The organism is Natrinema halophilum, from assembly GCF_013402815.2.
Classification (GTDB): domain Archaea; phylum Halobacteriota; class Halobacteria; order Halobacteriales; family Natrialbaceae; genus Natrinema; species Natrinema halophilum.
In genome coordinates this window covers 2,612,613-2,630,604 of sequence record NZ_CP058601.1, presented here as the reverse complement: position 1 = coordinate 2,630,604, position 17,992 = coordinate 2,612,613, and the positions used below count along the sequence as shown (strand labels likewise).

The 17,992-nt window shown below is 62.1% G+C and carries 18 protein-coding genes; 12 read left to right on the top strand and 6 right to left on the bottom strand.

Annotation, left to right across the window (positions count from 1 at the left end):
- Nucleotides 1-31: 31 nt before the first annotated feature.
- Nucleotides 32-247 carry a helix-turn-helix domain-containing protein gene (locus tag HYG82_RS33520; protein ID WP_179261391.1) on the bottom strand — a complete coding sequence of 72 codons (216 nt, stop codon included), beginning with the start codon at nucleotides 245-247 and terminating at the stop codon, nucleotides 32-34.
- Between the two features lie 277 nt (nucleotides 248-524).
- On the opposite strand from HYG82_RS33520, the gene HYG82_RS33515 reads away from it, so the two are divergent.
- The 4 genes from HYG82_RS33515 to HYG82_RS33500 all read left to right on the top strand — a co-directional run bounded on the left by HYG82_RS33515 (nucleotide 525) and on the right by HYG82_RS33500 (nucleotide 3,268).
- Nucleotides 525-722 carry a hypothetical protein gene (locus HYG82_RS33515; protein ID WP_179261390.1) on the top strand — a complete coding sequence of 66 codons (198 nt, stop codon included), beginning with the start codon at nucleotides 525-527 and terminating at the stop codon, nucleotides 720-722.
- Nucleotides 670-1,065 (top strand): hypothetical protein, encoded by a 396-nt coding sequence (locus tag HYG82_RS33510; RefSeq protein ID WP_179261389.1) that lies wholly within the window; start codon nucleotides 670-672, stop codon nucleotides 1,063-1,065. Before HYG82_RS33515 ends, HYG82_RS33510 begins: the two co-directional genes overlap by 53 nt.
- 304 nt (nucleotides 1,066-1,369) lie before the next feature.
- The gene (locus HYG82_RS33505; protein WP_179261388.1) at nucleotides 1,370-2,692 is read left to right on the top strand and encodes a putative manganese transporter; all 1,323 of its coding nucleotides are present in this window, start codon (nucleotides 1,370-1,372) and stop codon (nucleotides 2,690-2,692) included.
- A 363-nt stretch (nucleotides 2,693-3,055) separates the two neighbouring features.
- The gene (locus tag HYG82_RS33500; RefSeq protein ID WP_179261387.1) at nucleotides 3,056-3,268 is read left to right on the top strand and encodes a hypothetical protein; all 213 of its coding nucleotides are present in this window, start codon (nucleotides 3,056-3,058) and stop codon (nucleotides 3,266-3,268) included.
- A 366-nt stretch (nucleotides 3,269-3,634) separates the two neighbouring features.
- On the opposite strand, the gene HYG82_RS33495 is transcribed toward HYG82_RS33500, so the two are convergent.
- The gene (locus HYG82_RS33495; RefSeq protein ID WP_179261386.1) at nucleotides 3,635-4,867 is read right to left on the bottom strand and encodes a carbohydrate-binding protein; all 1,233 of its coding nucleotides are present in this window, start codon (nucleotides 4,865-4,867) and stop codon (nucleotides 3,635-3,637) included.
- 471 nt (nucleotides 4,868-5,338) lie between these two features.
- Between HYG82_RS33495 and HYG82_RS33490 the strand changes: the two genes are divergently transcribed.
- The 4 genes from HYG82_RS33490 (at nucleotide 5,339) to pspAB (ending at nucleotide 8,076) form a co-directional block, all read left to right on the top strand.
- Complete coding sequence (locus HYG82_RS33490) at nucleotides 5,339-5,653, top strand: YbjQ family protein (protein WP_179261385.1); 315 nt, start codon at nucleotides 5,339-5,341, stop codon at nucleotides 5,651-5,653.
- 86 nt (nucleotides 5,654-5,739) lie between these two features.
- Nucleotides 5,740-6,207 (top strand): hypothetical protein, encoded by a 468-nt coding sequence (locus HYG82_RS33485; RefSeq protein WP_179261383.1) that lies wholly within the window; start codon nucleotides 5,740-5,742, stop codon nucleotides 6,205-6,207.
- Nucleotides 6,208-6,510: 303 nt separating this feature from the next.
- Nucleotides 6,511-7,398 carry a zinc metalloprotease HtpX gene (gene htpX, locus HYG82_RS33480; protein ID WP_179261381.1) on the top strand — a complete coding sequence of 296 codons (888 nt, stop codon included), beginning with the start codon at nucleotides 6,511-6,513 and terminating at the stop codon, nucleotides 7,396-7,398.
- A gap of 24 nt (nucleotides 7,399-7,422) precedes the next feature.
- Nucleotides 7,423-8,076, top strand: a complete 654-nt coding sequence (gene pspAB, locus HYG82_RS33475; protein ID WP_179261379.1) for a PspA-associated protein PspAB — start codon at nucleotides 7,423-7,425, stop codon at nucleotides 8,074-8,076.
- Nucleotides 8,077-8,463: 387 nt separating this feature from the next.
- On the opposite strand, the gene HYG82_RS33470 is transcribed toward pspAB, so the two are convergent.
- From HYG82_RS33470 to HYG82_RS33460, 3 genes are all read right to left on the bottom strand, one after another.
- Nucleotides 8,464-8,865, bottom strand: a complete 402-nt coding sequence (locus tag HYG82_RS33470) for a DUF5518 domain-containing protein (protein WP_179261377.1) — start codon at nucleotides 8,863-8,865, stop codon at nucleotides 8,464-8,466.
- A 109-nt stretch (nucleotides 8,866-8,974) separates the two neighbouring features.
- A complete protein-coding gene (locus tag HYG82_RS33465; protein ID WP_179261375.1) occupies nucleotides 8,975-10,723 on the bottom strand; it encodes an excinuclease ABC subunit C in 1,749 nt (582 codons plus the stop codon).
- Nucleotides 10,724-10,749: 26 nt separating this feature from the next.
- The gene (locus HYG82_RS33460; protein WP_179261373.1) at nucleotides 10,750-11,505 is read right to left on the bottom strand and encodes a hypothetical protein; all 756 of its coding nucleotides are present in this window, start codon (nucleotides 11,503-11,505) and stop codon (nucleotides 10,750-10,752) included.
- Nucleotides 11,506-11,695: 190 nt separating this feature from the next.
- Here HYG82_RS33460 and HYG82_RS33455 point away from each other — a divergent pair, with 190 nt between their 5' ends.
- The 4 genes from HYG82_RS33455 to HYG82_RS33440 all read left to right on the top strand — a co-directional run bounded on the left by HYG82_RS33455 (nucleotide 11,696) and on the right by HYG82_RS33440 (nucleotide 15,095).
- Nucleotides 11,696-11,965 carry a DUF7967 family protein gene (locus HYG82_RS33455; protein ID WP_179261372.1) on the top strand — a complete coding sequence of 90 codons (270 nt, stop codon included), beginning with the start codon at nucleotides 11,696-11,698 and terminating at the stop codon, nucleotides 11,963-11,965.
- Between the two features lie 122 nt (nucleotides 11,966-12,087).
- Nucleotides 12,088-13,020 carry an ABC transporter ATP-binding protein gene (locus HYG82_RS33450; protein WP_179261370.1) on the top strand — a complete coding sequence of 311 codons (933 nt, stop codon included), beginning with the start codon at nucleotides 12,088-12,090 and terminating at the stop codon, nucleotides 13,018-13,020.
- Nucleotides 13,017-13,988 carry an ABC transporter permease gene (locus HYG82_RS33445; protein WP_179261368.1) on the top strand — a complete coding sequence of 324 codons (972 nt, stop codon included), beginning with the start codon at nucleotides 13,017-13,019 and terminating at the stop codon, nucleotides 13,986-13,988. The genes HYG82_RS33450 and HYG82_RS33445 overlap by 4 nt, the downstream gene beginning before the upstream one ends.
- Nucleotides 13,989-14,111: 123 nt before the next feature.
- Entirely contained in the window at nucleotides 14,112-15,095 is a 984-nt protein-coding gene (locus HYG82_RS33440; protein ID WP_179261360.1) for an ArsA family ATPase, read from the top strand.
- Between the two features lie 733 nt (nucleotides 15,096-15,828).
- Here the strand turns inward: HYG82_RS33440 and ligA are convergent.
- Nucleotides 15,829-17,913: an NAD-dependent DNA ligase LigA gene (gene ligA, locus HYG82_RS33430; protein ID WP_179261359.1), complete on the bottom strand. Its 2,085-nt coding sequence runs from the start codon at nucleotides 17,911-17,913 to the stop codon at nucleotides 15,829-15,831.
- Between the last annotated feature and the right edge of the window lie 79 nt (nucleotides 17,914-17,992).

The window sequence follows — 17,992 nt, the reverse complement described above, 5'->3', positions numbered from 1 at the left end:
AAAGGGTAGTTTCCACTATACGTCAGACCACTTATCTTTCATCTTTCCGTGGGTCATCGACGATTTCGTAGAGACCTTCGTACACTTTGCGTGCGTTGCCATGTTCCACGAGCCGTCCAAGACGATCGCGTACGTACTGTAGACTGTAGCCGGTCTCTTCGGCGACGAAGGGCGCAGTAACACGCCCCTCGTTCAACATGTCGAGTAACTTCTCGTCGGCTGGTCCGAGATCGTCTTCGTCGAGCATCGAATCTCGATCGATAGGTAGTGTGCGCACGTCTAAAGGGACGATGGCTTTAGACTTGGTCCCCAACCCTTGTCCCTTAGACCCTAAGTATTATTGTTTTTGCAAATAGACTGGTTAGGAGGAAGCGTGGGACGGTCGAGAACGCTCTCGGCCCGGTGTACCAGCACCGGACCGCGCTTCTGGTCACCAGAAGCAATGACGACTAAACTCAGCACGGACGAAGCCGTTCGGACGTACAGCCCGCCGACTCGAGCCCCCACACGGAGGTCGGTCCCCGATGACCGCGGAGGGGGACCGCACGAGAATCAGGCTCGAGGAGGTCCTCGACGATATCCGTACCCTCGAGGGATCGATCCCCGCCTCGTTGACGGTCGAGCAGGCGATTGGCAACCTCGAGACGACGCTCGAAGCGTACGACCGCCATGAGTTCGACGGGTCCGACGGGTCCGTCCGTTCTGGCGGTGGTCCACGGTGACGATGCCCTTCGAGGCTCCGTCTCCCGACGACGCGATCGAACCGCCGCTTCGCAGGAGCGCGTCGACTCTCTCGAGAACGATATCGACGCTTTCGAAACGGGACGCGGCGGTCTAGACGCAATCGCGGATGCTGCTTTGAACAGAGCCGACGCGAACACCGCTCGCATTGCCGAACTCCAGACGCGCTCCCTTCTCTATGATGCCCAGCTGTCGCCAAACCGCCGGTGCCGGTGTTGCGTTGCAGACAGTGGCGGGAGGCGGGTCGTTCTCGAGCGGTTCGGCCCCTGGCACGCACTCTCTCCCTCTCAGCCCGGCCGTGGATTAGCCCCATCTAATAATTAACTTTGATAAGAAGAGTTTTATGATTAGCCATCTCAGTTACTCCTGTTCACCGATCCATGCTGATAGCAGACACTGTATCCCCGTTCCGAGCCGACACGAGAACGAAAGTCATCCTCGAGAGATGCCTCGATAAGGGCTGTGGCGATGGTAGTGAGGGTGCCGACGAGTGGTACTGCGCGTTCGCGGACTGTCCCGACAGTGTGACTACCTGGAACGCGACAACGGTCGGGCAAATTTCGTCCGTTGCACACGATTCGCCTCGTTGCCGGAGCCATTCAGCCGCCGATTCACGTTCTACTCTCTCATGATTCGACTATGGATTCTCGCGGTGTTTTCGGACGCGCTCAATATCACGGGACAGCAGGCCGTCGATATCCTGATTTTCTCCCTGCGTGACGGCTTCGTTCAGGTGAGCGCGTTCGTCGCGATAACCGTCCTCATCTTCAGCTATATCCAGTACGTGACGGGCGGGCGCATCGTCTCCTACCTCGAGTCTAACGAACGCATGCAGCCGCTGGCGGGAGCGCTACTCGGCCTGACGCCCGGCTGTGGCGGTGCGATTATCGCGATGCCGCTCTATATCCGCGGCACGATAAGTTTCGGGACCGTCGTGGCGACGCTCGCTGCGACGGCCGGTGATTCCGCGTTCGTCATTCTGGCGCTCGCTCCCGAAGCCGCGCTGTACGCCTACGGATTGGCCTTCATCTCGGCCGTTTTGTTCGGTTACGCGATCGATATCTGGGGGCTCGGCGTTGGTCGCGTCGACGAGGCTGTCGCTCGGGTCAGTCAGCCGATGACCGACGGCGGGTTTACGACGACGAACGTCGCCGACGGTGGCCCAAGCATTCCCGAGTACCAGCGCACGAATAGCCACTGCGACTCCAATGGACACCGCCAAGGACACGGGACGGGGAGCCGGACCGGACTCCACGGACGGATCGACGACGCCGTCGAAACGGTCTCGCCCGCGATGCGACGGTTCAGTCACGGCGTTCACGTCCTCTGGTGGGCCGTCGCCGTCGCAGGGCTGGTCGCTGGGGTCCTGTACCTCGCTCGCGGCGCGCCCGAAGTTCCACTCGAGTTTCGGCCCACGTTTTTCGGGCTGTTCACCGTTGCAGGACTCGTCGGAACGTCCGCGTCGTTCTACCTCCATTTCGTCGGCCGACGCTTCATCGGCGAGGGTGACGCGGGCCGGGTTCGCGACGATTTCGCCAGCACCTACGAGACGTTCCAGCACGCGGCCATGGAAACGAGCATGGTCACGGTCTGGGTCATCGGTGCCTACCTCATCTACGAGTACGGCATCGTGATATTCAACGTCGAAATCGCCGCAGTTGCAGCGGCTGCGGGAGTGCTCGCTCCGTTTGGCGGTGCGTTGCTCGGGTTGATCCCGGGCTGTGCCCCCCAGATCGTCTTCGCCGGGATATACGCCGAAGGGGGGATCCCGTTCTCGGCGCTGACGGCGAACGCCATCAGTCAGGACGGGGACGCGCTGTTTCCGTTGATGGCCATCGACATGAAGGCGGCCATCGTCGCCACGATCTACACGACGATTCCCGCACTCATCGTCGGAGTGGCCCTCTACTACGTCTGGCCGTTCGCGAGCTTCGGCTTCGGAGTGCTATGAGATATACAAACGCGTCCTCGTTCCACGGATGAACGCGATTTCGCGATAGCCGCGGTCCGTCATACGTTCGGGATAGTCAAGACGGACGACCTGACGGTAACACGGTCACCGTCGATCTCGAGACGAACTGAGTGATAGACCCGAAAAGCGAAGGCCACAGCCCCTGCCGGAAAGAGGGAGATGACGTGGGCGAATGTGTGGAATACAAACACGCCAGGCTGAATAACCGACCGAGACTTATGTGTGCTACTGCTATAAGATATTACTAATACGAATGAGGTTGTAGAATTGACCGGGTACGTAAGTCCGTGCCCGGAGCCGTGACACCGACGAACTATGGCCTCAGACGGACCCACAATCAGAGTGAAAGAAGACGAGTCGGCGGGTGAAAGCTACATCGTAGAAGCAGAGTACAGTGACGAACAAATCGAAGAAATCGAAGACGAAATAGAACGACAACTGATCGACCGCGGCGTCAATACACAGAGGGTGGACATAACGGATACGCTCAGAAGAAGTGATACCTGGGAGTGCCATCACTACAAAAACTGTCTGACTATCTGTGTTCCGCTCTAGGACGATCCCACTCCACATTTTTGTCGGCGCAATGTACTCGCCGTCCTCGAGGATGGCGAATATCTCAATTCCGCAGCGTACCGCGAGAAGAGCGACGTGTCACCGTTTTCGAACTCGAGTTCGTCGACGGCTTTGCAAGACTGACGTCGCAATCGACCGGGCTGCCGGTAGCCGGCAGTCCGGTCTGTTCGGCGAGTTCAGACTCGACCGGTTCGAGGCGGACGGCGGTCGCTCCGGGCGGAAACCGATGTGGCCGGCTCTTCAGCATAGAAGCTATCGGATTTCCAGCCGCGAATCGGGACGAGTATTTCAGTATGTGAAACCGCGGGGCTTGCCCCCGCGGTACTACACGTTCCGCAGTGAGTGCTACTCGGCTGGTTGCCAGACGTACCACGCCTCGTTGCGTGGTTCTTGTCCCTGCGTCCACCACTGGGCTTCCCAGGTGGTGCCGTCGTGGGTTACTCGATCATCCTCGCGGTAGATTTTGGACGAATCCCACGCGGGGGTCGGACCTGCACCGGGATCGACAGGAGTGACACTGCTCGTGTCTTTGACTCGCTTCCAGACGTACCACTGCTCGTCTCGCGGTTCCTCACCCTGGGTCCACCACTGGGCCTCCCAGACGGCGCCGTCGTGGATCACGCGGTCGCCCTCGAGATAGACTTCGTCTTCCTGCCAGTCCGGGTACGATCCACTGCCGTCACTTCCGCCGTTTCCGTTCTCGCCGCTGTTTCCATTGCCGCCCTCGTTTCCGGTCTGATCCTCGTTTCCGGTCTGATCCTCGTTTCCGTTGTCGCCCTCGTTTCCATTGTCCCCCTCACCGCCATTATTGCCGCCATCACCGTCGGAGGGGCCGGGACGTACGACGACAGCGATACTGAGGTCGCTACTGCCGCCGGGAGGATCGTTGGTATGTTCCGCCACGATCCGGTCAGTTTCGCCAGTCCTGTTCAGCGAGTTGGTGGCCGTCTGCAGGGCGTCACCACCGATGGTGAGATCGGTGCGAATCGTCATGCGGTCGGGTTCTTGGATTCGCTGTGGATCGTCGTGCACCCAGCCACAGATGTGCATGCCGCCCTCGACACCGTCCGTCGACGGACAGTGGCTCTCGCCACCGTCATAATCGTTGACGAGTCCCGCCGACGAATAGATGGGATCGCTGGTATCGGCTCCTCTGAGGGCGATGATGGATGCGGAGGCATGGCTGGAGGAACCGATCTTGATTTCATACGTATCCGGCTCGTCGTTCGTCGCCACCCGATAGAATACCTGCCCGTTCAGGTCCGCACCGCCGTACGCCAGACACTCGTCCTGGCCGTTGTACTCCTGCTGGCAGGAAGCGAAGCGGGTCCAGCCGGGTTGATCGGATTCGGGAACGCCGCCCCCGCCGCCGACGTACATGATCAGGACATCGCCTTCTCGAACCTGCTCTGGATTGTCGATGCCGAAGTCACGGTTGGCGTCAATGCTTGCTGAACTGAACGAAACGAGACGGACCTCTCCCGTTGCCGCTGAGACGGACGAAACCGCCAACCCCGAAGCCGCCGTCGCGAGCATACTGCTCAGAATCCGTCTGCGTGAACGTTTTCGTGTTGTCATATTTGTGTCTCTGGATAGAGATGTCACTCGTTGTCGAGCGCGTCCCACGCACCGCCACGGACCCCCGTAGAGGCGTCTCGCTGCTGCCCACAATGTCGTCACCGTGCGTGTTAGTTGCTAACATGACGGGGGCCTATTTATTTATTATGAAATAATGTTGAATCTAACTGCTGTAACAGTTGAAATATAGCCGGTGAATGTGCCCGTTTGCCGGGTCCAGTGTGTGCCTCCGCATCCGACGGTTCGATCGGTCATCTCGAGGTCGAGACGGTTGCCGCCGTGGCGAACGATGCGGTTGTACTTCGTCGGGCTTCGACTGCCCGGGACCGCCGTGCCCCCGGATCGGGAACCCGCCGCATGAACCTGGTGACGGACAGCAATTACGGACGAACGAATAGCAGTGGGGGATTCGCTGTGAACGGCGCCGGTTGATGCAGAACTTTAATGTAGTCACTGCAACAGGTGGCTCGCATGGAGTTCGTCACCACTGAAACGGTCCCCAACCGCGAGATAGACGACTCGCTCGGCATCGCTCGAGGGAACACTGTCAAAGCACGGAACGTCGGCAGGGATATCACGCAGAGTATTCGGAACATCACCGGCGGCGAGCTGAAGGCGTATTCCGAACTGCTCTCCGACGCTCGTGACGAAGCCCTCGAGCGCATGGCTGAAGATGCCCGATCGATGGATGCTGATGCCGTCGTCAACGTTCGTCTCGAAAGTTCCGAAATCGCAAACGGTGGGTCGGAAGTCATCGCGTACGGCACCGCCGTGACGCTGAAGTAGCCCCCTCGCGTCCACGACGGTTCGATAAACGCGCCGGTTCGATAAACGCGCCGGTTCGATAAACGCGCCACGAGTAACGTATACCCATGGTCGAACGAAACGACCCGGCCAGAGCCGGCGTCAGAGCCGGCCGGATCGTCGGGCTTCTGACCGCCGGACTCGCGGTCGTGAGTCTGGTGCGATTTCAGGGGTCGTTCTACGCGGACGCGACGGCTCTGCTCGGTCTGATCGGGATCGAATCGGGTCGCTCGGTCGTGGCACTCTTCTGGTGGAACGTCGTCGTTGCGGCAATCGCTCGCTACACTATCGGGTACGTGGTCGGCTCGCTCGTGGGCGTCCTGTACGACTGGCTCGAGCATCCCCCGCTGCCGGTCTTGCTCGGAATCGTTCTCGTCGTCGGCATCGGCGACGGACTTCTCGCCGGCATCGATACGCGTAGTGTCCTCATTGGGAGTGCGTACGTCGTTGCCTGGCTCTGTTACGTTCCCGCCTTTTACCGGATCTACGATCCGGATGCCGGGGATGATCGATCCGGTCCCCTGCGGCTTGGCTGACAGCCGACGTGGGTATCCGTCGTGAGCCATCCCGTCACGCGTCTCAGTTCAACCCGTCTTGCGTCCATTCAGTCCGCCGCTCGTCGCCCCCGATAGTATCGTCGAACGTCGCGCCCGATTGCGCACCACGAACGAACGGTGTCATCCACCGTCCCACTACGCTCGAGCCAGAAAGCGGCCTGGTTTCGATAGCTTCGATACGGCTGGGAATTTCGAGGTGTCTGGGTAGTCGACGCCGAGCGACGGAACCCGCTCGGGCTTGACGTCAAGGCACTTATTTCCTCGGAGCCCCTCGTTTCGAGTATGAACTGGCAGGCGGACTGGGGACTGCGCGCTCGGATGTTCGTGACGATGTTTCTGCTCTTTGCGTTGTACATCGTCTTCGCCGGCGCGCTCGTCCTTTACATCGGCGGCGGATTGTGGATGTTCGCGTTACTGTTCGGCGGATTCTCGCTGGTCCAGTACTACTTCAGCGACACGCTCACGCTAAAGAGCATGGGTGCGAAGTCGGTCTCCGCCGACGAGTATCCACAGCTGCACGCGTCGATCGAACGGCTCTCACAGCAGGCCGACCTCCCGAAACCGAAGGTCGCAGTCGTCGATTCGAAGGTCCCAAACGCGTTTGCGACCGGACGCAACCAGCGCAACGCTGCCGTTTGCGTGACCACCGGCCTCATGCAGATGCTCGAGCAGGACGAACTCGACGGCGTCCTCGCACACGAACTCTCCCACGTGAAAAACCGCGACATGATGGTGATGACCATCGCCTCGTTCCTCTCGACGATCGCGTTCATGATCGTTCGCTGGGGCGCGTTCTTCGGCGGCGGGCACGGCCGCGGCCGGGAGGGTGGTGGCGGCGGTATCATCGTCGCGATCCTCGTCTCGCTGGTCGTCTGGATCGTCAGTTACCTGCTCATTCGGGCGCTCTCGCGCTACCGCGAGTACGCCGCCGACCGCGGGGCCGCTGCCATCACCGGCAACCCGTCGGCGCTCGCGTCGGCGCTGCTGAAGATTTCCGGCCAGATGGACAAGGTTCCGAAAGAGGACATGCGCGAGGAAGCAGAGATGAACGCTTTCTTCATCATCCCGCTCAAGTCCGGCATCGTCGGCCGGCTCTTTTCGACGCACCCGCCGACCGAACGGCGGGTCGAACAGCTTCGTGACCTCGAGCGCGAAATGCAATCCTTCTAACGACAGGCGCTCCTCACACGAACTATGGGACTGCTGGACGGGCTCCGCGCCGTACTCGGGATGCGCGCCGAGACCGACGCTGGGCGCGACGCCGACCCCGACGACCTGTTCGGAATGAGCACTGCTTACCTCACGATGGAGGCCGATCTCGGCTACGAGTCACTCGACGTCGGCGCGCTCTGCTTTTCGGGCGTCGACTCGAGCGACTTTCGGGACGCCGTCGACGAGGTCGAAGCCATTCTCGAGGCCGGTCAGGAGGAGACCGGGACCGACTTTTCGGTCACGGCCGACGACCACGGCTACCACTGGGTCGTTCTCGAGGACGACGACCCCGAGGACCTGATCACGAGCATGCACTTCGCTGCGGACACCTTTATCGAGCACGGCTACGGTTCGCGGCTACTCGCGGCCGTCTTTGCGTATGCCGACGGCGATGCTGCGTCGCGGCGTCGAGACGATGCGGGCGGACCCTCCGCCATGAACGGAACGGCGTACTGGATCTACTCTTTCCGACGCGGCCGCTTCTACCCGTTCGCCCCCCGATCCGGTCGGGAACGCGACTCGAGCGCGGAGTTCACGCTCGAGTCCGCGCTGGACGGCGAACTCGAAATCGAGCGCGAGAAGGAGTACTGGTATCCACTCTGGCCCAGCGAGGGGGGAACACACCCCTGGGAGTAATCGATTCGAACGGCCGGTGGTTCGTACTCTCGATCGCCGGCTTCCAAACTGTGTTGGGGTCACCGATATTGCCGTTCCGCCCAAAGATGGAAGTACGCGGCAGGAAGCAACGACGACGATACCACAGAAACCACATCATCACCACATCATCACCACTTCACAACTGCGCCATACACCAGTTGTTCCCTTTTCCTGCCGCTCCTCCCATTCTCGCCGATGAGTCGCTGACTCGAGCAAATACGGACACGAGAGCGAGCGCCAGAGACTGTTCGTCAGCGCGCGATCGATGGCTCATCTTTGCGTGTCCCCCGCTTGGACGGAACCGACCTGTCCGCGGTCAAAACGGTCGGTTCGCCGAGAAAACGTTTGGTCTGTCGAGTTTCGCTTTCACGCCCGCGCACCGGCTACCGTCCGGGAAGCCCGGCGTCCGCTGGCCCACGATCCGATCGCACCACCGAGTGCACCAGGGATGGCGTAGAACGCGAGCAGGAGCACACCCCCGACGAGTACGCCGAACGTCGGCACGAGTCCCGCGAAGAGCAGCGTCGTGAACGTCACGATCGCTAACGTGATGAGCGAACCGAGGACGGTTGCGATTCCGCCGTGAACGGCACCGGTGGGTACCGTGCCACCGGCGATGAAACCGGCGACGAGACCGCTGACGACGCCGATCGTTCCCCACGACAGTGCCAGAGACGTCGCGTTCATTCCGACGACAAGTCCGCTGACGACGGCGAGGGCCAGAGCGACGACGAAGCCCGCTACGATAGCTTTCCAATTTACTTCCATGATCACTAGTATGAGAGGCTGCCAGAGGCAATAAAGGCAATTTCAGCGTTTACGGATAGTGCAGGTATGCAGACTGGATTACTGACGAAACGCCCTTCCCGAGGTCTCGTCAGAGCCGCGACTTGATGGTCTCTGCCGTCTTCGCGCCGATCCCATCCACGCTCCGGAGATCCTCGAGGCTCGCTTCGCGGATGTTTTCGACGCTGCCGAAGTGTCCGAGGAGGCGTTTTCGGGTTTCGGGGCCGACCCCTTTGACGTCGTCCAACACTGTCTTGACCTCGTCCCGAACGGTCTGGTGGTACTGCACCGCAAAGCGGTGGGCCTCGTCGCGGACGCGCTGGAGGAGGTGCAGATGCGGCGCGTCACTTGGCCACGAGAGCTCCCGGTCCGGAGTGACCACGCGCTCTTCGGCTTTCGCCAGCGCAACTGCCGGGACGTCCCAGCCGACCGCAGAGAGCGCGTCTCGGGCGGCCTCGAGTTGCCCGTCGCCGCCGTCGATCAGCAACAAATCCGGATCGGGGCGATCGTCGCGACCGTCGACAGCACGGTGTGCTCGCCACTCGAGCAAAGCGCGCATGTTATCGTAGTCGTCGTTCTGCTCCGTGAGCTTCTTTCGCCGGTAGTCGGCTGTTTCGGCGCTCCCGTCGACGAAGGTAACGTTGCTGCCGACCGCCGCCTTGCCGTGTGCGTGGCTCACGTCGAAGCCCTCGATTCGCCGAGCTGCGTCGAGTTCGAGAGCGTCCGCGAGCAGTCCGCATTCGTCGCGTCGGCCCACGTTTCGGCGGGCATTTTTCAGCGCGAGGTCGACGAGTTTCGCTTCCCGCCCTGCGCCCGGGATGCGGACGGCGACTCCTTCGGCCTCGAGCCAGGCCGCGACTTCTTCGTCGTCGTGGCGCTCGGGCAACAAGAGTGCGTCGGGTAGTTCGCGCTCGGCGTAGTACTGGACGATAAAGGCCGACAGAACGGCGGGGACCCCGTCCGTTTCGTCGTCCCTCGCGGAGCCGGGGGCCTCGAGCGTGTGCCGTTCCCTGTCGACTAGTTTGCCGTCTTCGGCGCGCAGTCGGGCGACGGTCGCGTCCTCGCCTTCGATGGCGACGCCGAGAACGTCGACCGCCCGCTCGTCGCCGATCGACTGGACTGCCTCGCCGCCCTCGCCGTGAAACGCGTCGACGGTCTCGAGTCGGTCGCGCACGTGAGCGGCTCGCTCGAAGTTCTGATTCTCCGCGGCAGCTTCCATCTCTCGGCGAAGCGGGTCGGCGAGGACCCCTGTTTCACCCTCCAGAAAGCGCTCGACGGCGGTGATGTCTTGCGAGTAGCGTTCGAGGCCGATCTCGCGGGTGCAGGGCGCGGTGCAGAGCCCCATTTCGTAGTCGAGACAGGGACGATCACGGCCGGCGTACTTGTGGTCCGAACAGCCGCGGACGCCGTACGTTTCTCGGAGCGCTTTGACGACGATTTCGACCTGACCTTTGTTGGTATAGGGACCGAAGACCGTCGCCGACTCGTCGGGATCGCGGGTGATCTCGATGCGGGGTGCCTCGTGGGCCGTCAACTGGATCATCGGGTAGGACTTGTCGTCCTTGAGGCGGACGTTGTACCTGGGTTGATGGCGCTTTACCAGGTTCGCTTCGAGCAACAGCGCCTGCGTCTCCGTGTCGGTGACGGCGATCTCGATTCCGTCGGCGCGGTCGACCATCCGTCGGATCCGCGCGCTTCGGGGATCGGCGTAGGAGCGGACTCGGTCCCGAAGGTCGACGGCCTTTCCGACGTAAAGCGTCGTTTCGCCCGCACGAAACTGGTAGACGCCCGGTTCGCGGGGCAACGATCCGGCGCGCTCGCGAACCCCATCCTCGTTCATCGACGGCCCTAGAACGTCGGCAGGTTTTAGCCTGACTCCTCGTCTCCGAGCCACTCCGCCCCTGGCCGATCGGTTCGATCTCGTTCATCGCCCGGTCCGTCGCTTCGCGGCCGCGTCTCGCCACCGGCGATGCCGCCACTTCTATCGTCCGCCGTGCGCCCTTCGCCGTTCGTGTCCGGTCGAATCGCTGCCTCGAGGACGGGGACCCGATCCGCCTCGAGATCGGCGCCACCGAGGGGGAGCACGAGGTCGTCGTCGCCGCGTATTCGGAGGACGATGCGATGGGATCGCGAGCGAACGTAGCGAACGAGCAACGCAATAGCGACTGCGAACGCGACGCCGCCGCTCAGGAAAATGCCCCAGTTGAGCAACAGCAGGGCGGTCTCGATCGCCGAGAGCGCAGCGTCGACGAGGCTTTCGACGGTGTTCATTCCCGGGACCGAATCGCTACCCTGCGGCTCGAATTCAGGGACGTAAGCGGTGAACCTGACGGCCCTCGCCGTCTCTATCAATCCGACGCCGACGGCGGCGGCGACGATCCCCACGCAGAACTGACGCAGTCGGTCATCCGTTTCGACGCTTACGGATCCGACGTTCGGTCGATCGACGTAACGGAAGTTCGGACCGTCCGAACTCGGTGTAAATGCCATGACACGGCGGTTCGTTACGACCACCGTCGCATCCTCGAGGTCGACGCGCCGCTCGACGGTCTCTCCATCGTCGCACAGCTGGTCGACGTGTTCGCTCCAGCGTTCGAGTCGCTCGCGTCGGGTGTCGGCCATCAGTGCTCGTCGTCACTGATCCGACGTCGGCCCCCAAGTACGTCGGGGCTCGTTCGCACGAGTAGGGTCCGCCTTCCGGATCGAGACGGGACGGTCGCGTGCTATCACGATCGCGTTCGCGTCGGGCTCTGCCTCCCTGGATTGCCCCTACACGGAACATTCTCGGTGATCGACCCCGAACCCGTTGCGTATGAGTGACAAGACGGTCGAGTGCTGGCTCGTCGAACGGGAACTCGGTGACCGCGATTTCGTTACGCTCGTCTACGCGACGCCGGACGGCTCACGCTACCAGCAGCGCCATCGGTCTTCGACGGCCTTGCGGACAGGCTCCGAGGTCACCGCCGCCGTCGACGTTCCCGAAGCCGAACTCGAGCGGGTGCCCGACGCGGAGACTCGCGATCGGTATGCCGCGGAAGTCGAACGGACCGCCGACCGGTACGATCCTGACGATCCGATCTAGAACGGAAGGTAATAATTCCTATCTGTTAGCGATGAAAACCGTCTAAGCGTGCGAAAACCGATGGTTTCAGCTATTATAATGATGTCAAAAACCTTATCGGGCAACGCGATGACCGGACGAATATGCAGGCTCTTACAGTCGACAACCTGACCAAGTCATTTGGTCAGACCGTCGCCCTCGACGACCTCTCGTTCGAGGTCAAAACGGGCGAGGTGTTCGGCTTTTTAGGCCCGAACGGCGCCGGCAAGTCGACGACGATCAACGTCGTCCTCGATTTCGTCCGCCCGACCGCCGGTTCCGTCACCGTCCTCGGTATGGACGCTCAGCGCCACAGCCGGGACATCAGAAAACGAACCGGCGTGCTCCCCGAGGGCGTCGAGACGTACGATCGCCTGACCGCCCGCCAGCACCTCGAGTTCGCAATCGACTCGAAAAACGCCGACGACAGCCCCGAAGCGCTATTGGAACGCGTGGGCCTCGAGGACGACATCGACAGAAAGGCCGGCGGGTATTCGAAGGGGATGGCTCAGCGGCTCATGCTCGCGATGGCGCTGGTCGGCGACCCGGAACTCCTCATCCTGGACGAACCGTCGACCGGTCTCGACCCGAACGGGGCCCGCGAGATGCGCGAAATCGTTCGCGAAGAGAACGAGCGAGGTGCGACCGTGTTCTTCTCGAGTCACGTCATGGGACAGGTCGAGGCGGTCTGCGATCGCGTTGGCATCCTTCGGGACGGCGAAATGGTCGCCGTCGACTCGGTCGAGGGTCTGCGCGACTCCGTCGAAAGCGGCACCACGCTGCGCGTGACCGTCGACCGAATCGATGACGACGCTCTCCAGGCAGTTCGCTCGCTCCGCGACGTCACCGATGTCACCGTCGAGGAACGGAATCCGCCCACGATCGTCGCGACCGTCGAGGGTTCGAAGACGGCCGTTCTCTCGGCGCTCGAGGACCGCGGCATCGAGATCGAGGACTTCGAGACGACCGAAGCCTCGCTCGAGGACGTCTTCCAGTCGTATACGACTGGATCAACGACAGGGGTGCACGCGCGATGAGTGCTGACGTGGGAACTGCGCCCGACGAAACGAAACGGGGGTCGGCCTCGAGTTCGATCAATCCCGTGAGCGTTCGTGCGGTTGCGAGAAAAGACTTTCAGGATTCGATCCGCTCGTGGTTGTTCTGGGGCCTGAGCGCGTTTTTCTTCCTCTTGCTGGTCATCGCGGCGGGTATTCTCTCTTCTCTCGGCAGAGATGTCACAGCACAGGTTTCGATGTTCGACGTTATCGTCTTCTGGCTCATTCGGATCACGAAAATCATCGTGCCGCTTATCGCGTTGATACTGGGCTGGAAGTCGATCGCTGGCGAACGCGAATCCGGGAGCATCAAGATCCTTCTTTCGTTGCCCCACTCGCGAAAGGACGTCATTCTCGGAAAGCTTCTCGGCAGGTCGGCCGTTCTGACGGTATCGCTAACAGTCGGGTTCGCGCTTGCTGCAGTTCCCATCGCCGCAATTCTCGGGACCTTCGATGTTGCCAACTATGTCGGATTGCTCGTGATGTCGATCATCTACGGCGTCGCCTACACGAGTATCGCCGTCTCCCTCTCGTCGCTGACGCCGTCGACGACCATAGCAGGTGCGGGGATAATCAGCGTGTTTTTCCTCTTCTATGGCGTCTGGAACGGCCTCCTTGGAACGTTCCAACTGCTCGGCCAGCGCGACATCCTCTTTTTCGACACCGTGACGTACACGCGGGAGATTCAGGGACAGGAGGTACTCGCAGAGCGGCCACCGAACTGGGCATACTTTATCCGTGCCATCGATCCCGGAGAGGCGTACATCAATGGTCTCAGGCTGCTCACTGACGTGGACTTGATCGAGAACATCGTCGCTTTCAACGCGCAACTGTTCGGCGGCGAGTATCCGTTCTACCTGACGGACTGGTTCTCGGTTTTGATCCTGCTGTTCTGGATCGTCGTCCCGACCGCGGTCGCCCTCTACCGATTCGATCGCGTCGACATCTGAATCGGCGTGTTGGCGGCTTATTCAACGTTTTGAACCCAATCCGAGTTCCGCACGTCTGCCGGTCGCGGCGTTTCTGTTCTGTCGGGGTGTCCGTTTAGGGGAGCGGTCGTGGTACGCGCCACTATGACCGATTGCATCTTCTACGGTGGCAAAGGCGGCGTTGGCAAGACGACCTGCGCGGCGGCGACCGGCCTCTCGTTGTCAGCCGCCGGAAAGGCGACACTTGTCGTCTCGACTGATCCGGCCCACTCGCTGGCCGACTCTTTCGAGGTGGACCTGGGACCCGATCCGATCGAACTCGAGGGCCTCGAGATCGCGGCGTCGCTCGGGTCCAATGCCGACACTCCCGGCGGCCTGTGGGCCGTCGAGATCGATCCCGAGACGCAAAAAGAGCGCTACGAGAAACTGGCACAGGCGCTCGCTGCCGACCTCCGTAGTGCGGGAGTCCGTCTCTCCGACGAGGAAATCGAACGATTCTTCGCCGGAGGCGTGCCGGCCGGCAGCGACGAGATAGCGGCGCTAGATCTTCTGGTCGAGTACGTCGATTCGGGCGAGTGGGACACCATCGTCTTCGATACCGCACCGACGGGGCACACCTTACGGTTGTTCGACATGCCCGAGGTGATGGGACTGGCACTCGAGACGGCTCAGTCGCTGCGCGGACAGGTTCGCCGGATCGGATCGGCCGCCCGGACGGCGTTTCTCGGCCCGATATCGGTGATGACCGGTGATCGGGACGAAACGGACGATCTCGCGGCGTTTCAGGCTCGTCTCGAGCGCGCCCGCGAACTGCTCGTCGATCCTGAGCGCACCGAGTTTCGCGTCGTGCTCATCCCGGAGTCGATGGCCATCTCGGAGACGGAGCGACTCGTCGAACGACTTCGGGAAGCCGGCGTCCCGGTCGAACGACTGGTCGTGAACCGAGTCCTCGAGGACCCCCACGAAGGGTGTCCGCGCTGTCGATCGCGCCACCGTCGCCACGAGGAGCGACTCGCGGAGATTCGGGCGATGTTTCGAGACCTCGAGGTCGTAACGTTGCCCGACCTCGAGGGGGAAGTACAGGGCCGCGAGTCCCTCGCTACGATTGCCGAGCGACTGCCGAACTGAGTATTCACACCGCCACCGGCTGCAGTTACGTCGCCGAAAGCCAATCGAGCGGGTATGCCCGCCTCGTTCGGCCGGGGACTCATCTCCGCTCGGTACGGCGGTCGGTGTCGCCGTCGCAATCGTCGCGACCGTGGGAACGCGATTCTTCGGATGGGAGTGGGGGTCGGAGCAGCTCGTCCCGACGACGTCGGGGCCGTGGCCGTCGTGACCGCTGTTTTCGACATCCTCAGCCGTCGCGGATAGTATCGCCAATCGTCGAGCAGCCGGGTTCCAGTTCTCCGATGAGCGTACGGAATCGCCGCTCGTTCGCCCGTTCCATCGTTCGTTCATTTCCCTGTTTGGTGCCGTCGGCTCCGGAACCGAACGACGCCAGAGAACACATAATGTAATGGAATATACAATTACCACGAAGCTTATGTACATTTACCGACTGCTCGAAGGTGTAGCTGGCACGCTACTGATCCACGTGAAGCGTCTCGGAAAGTACCTGGAACGGCTGTACCGAAAGAAATCTGCGACGAGGATTTATCGATGTTCGAACTGCGGTTGTACGTACGAATCCAACACGATGACTTGTCAGGAATGTTGGAATGAACGACTCGTGCGCATTAAATAGTCAGTTTCAATTCGGTCCGGCGCGATTCGGATTCCGAGGCGGAGCCGGGGTCGGTTCCGCCGACGGACCGCTGGGATGTCTCGACTCGACCGGACTAAAGCGGACTTCGGTCTTCGACTACGCGAGGTCGATTCCCTCGTCTGCGAGCAGCGCCCGGAACTCGTCCTCGTCGACGATGGGGACGTCGTTGGCATCGGCGTCTTCGCGCTTCGTCGCACCGGGATTGTCGCCGGCGACGAGGTAGTCCGTGTTGCCCGAGACGCTGCTCGTCGCGTTTGCGCCGTGAGCTTCGACGAGCTCTTGGGCTTCGCTTCTGGTCACGTCTTCGAGCGAGCCGGTGAAAACGAACGTGAGTCCCTCGAGTTCGTCGCCGCCGGTATCGACTGCGGCTTCCTGTGGGATGACGTGACCGAGTACGTCGTCGACCACGGCTGCGTTGGCCTCGCTCGTAAAGAAATCGTGGATCGTCTCGGCGACCGTTTCGCCCACGTCGTCGACGCCCTCGAGTCGGTCGGGCTCTTCCTCGGCGACCTGGCGGAACGCATCGAACCGGCCGAACTCGCGGGCCAGTTCGCGGGCCGTCGTCGGGCCGACGTGGGGAATCCCCATGGCGGATATGAAGTCGGCCAGCGCCGGTTCGCGACTGGCGTCGATCTCCGCGAGCAAATTCTCGGCGCTGGTTTCGCCCCACCCTTCGAGGTCTGTGAGGTCCTCCCGGTCGAGTTCGTACAGGTCCGCGACGGTCGTGAGCAGGCCGGCGTCGACGAGCTGGCGGACGCTCTCCTCGCCGAGCCCCTCGAGGTCGAGACCGTCGTCGCCCGCGTAGTACTCGATCGAACGCCGCAGCTGGGCGTCACAGCCCAGGCCGCCGGTACAGAACGCGATGGGACCGTCGCGTTCGACGGGACTGCCGCAGACGGGACAGGTGTCGGGCATCTCGTAATGGCCCTCGCTCCCTTTCTCGACGACTTCCTCGACGTACGGGATGACGTCACCCGCGCGTTGGACGCGGACGGTGTCGCCCACGTTGACGTTCTTCTCGGCGATCTCCTCGGGATTGTGGAGGCTCGCTCGCGACACGGTGACGCCGCCGACGTCGACCGGTTCGAGCAGGGCGACGGGCGTCAGACGGCCCGTCCGTCCGACCTGGACCGCCACGTCGGCGATCCTCGTGACCTCCGCGCGAGCGGGGAACTTGTAGGCGAACGCCCACCGGTCGTGGCGGGCCGTCCGGCCGAGTTCCTCGCGAGCGTCTCGGGAATCGACCTTGAGGACGACCCCGTCGATTTCGTAGTCCAGGTCGTCGCGTACCTCGAGCAGCCGATCGCGATAGTCGATCGCACCCTCGACACCGTCCACCATCTCGACGCGGTCGTTCGTCCGCAGGCCGTACGTGGAGAAGCGTTCGAGCTCGCTCCAATGGGAGTCTTCGAGTTCGCTCGCTTCGAGGACGTCGAAGAAGAAGACCTCGAGCGGGCGCTCGGCGACGACCGAGGGATCGAGCTGTCGGATCGTTCCGGCGGTGGCGTTGCGCGGGTTCGCAAACGCCTCATCGCCGCGTTCGATGCGCTCGCGGTTGTGCTGCTGGAAGGCGTCTTTGGGCATGTAGACCTCGCCGCGAACCGCCAGGAAGTCGGGATAGTCGCCGTGAAGCCGCTGCGGGACGGAACCGATGGTGCGGGCGTTACGGGTGACGTCGTCGCCCTCGCGGCCGTCCCCGCGGGTGACCGCGCGCTCGAGGCGCCCGTCCTCGTACACGAACTCGATGGAGATTCCGTCGAATTTGGGTTCACAGACGTACCGGACGGATCCGACTTCCCGCTCGACCCGATCGCCGAATTCCCGGACGTCCTCGGCCTCCCCGCTCTGGTCGATCGAGAGCATCGGCGCGACGTGGGAGACCGTCTCGAATTCCTCGAGGGGCTCCCCCCCGACGGCTCGAGTCGGGCTGTCGGGATGGGAGAGGTCGAAGGCCTCCTCGAGGTCGCGCAACCGAGCGAACAGCGCGTCGTAGGTTCGGTCGGCGATCAACGGCTCGCTCTCGACGTAATACCGGCGGTCGTGCTCGCGAATGGCCTCCCGAAGCAGTTCCACTTGCCGCTCGGCTTCGTCCTCGGAGAGGTCCGCGACCGGCGCGAAGTCCGTCGGCGGATCCTGGAGATAGGGATTGTCTTCGTCCGCGTTCTCGTCGGCAGCTGCCATTGCTCGAGGATAGCCGGTCGCACCCGTTAACGTTACTGACTGTGTTCGGGTCGTTTCGCTGTCGTCTCGAGCCCTTCGC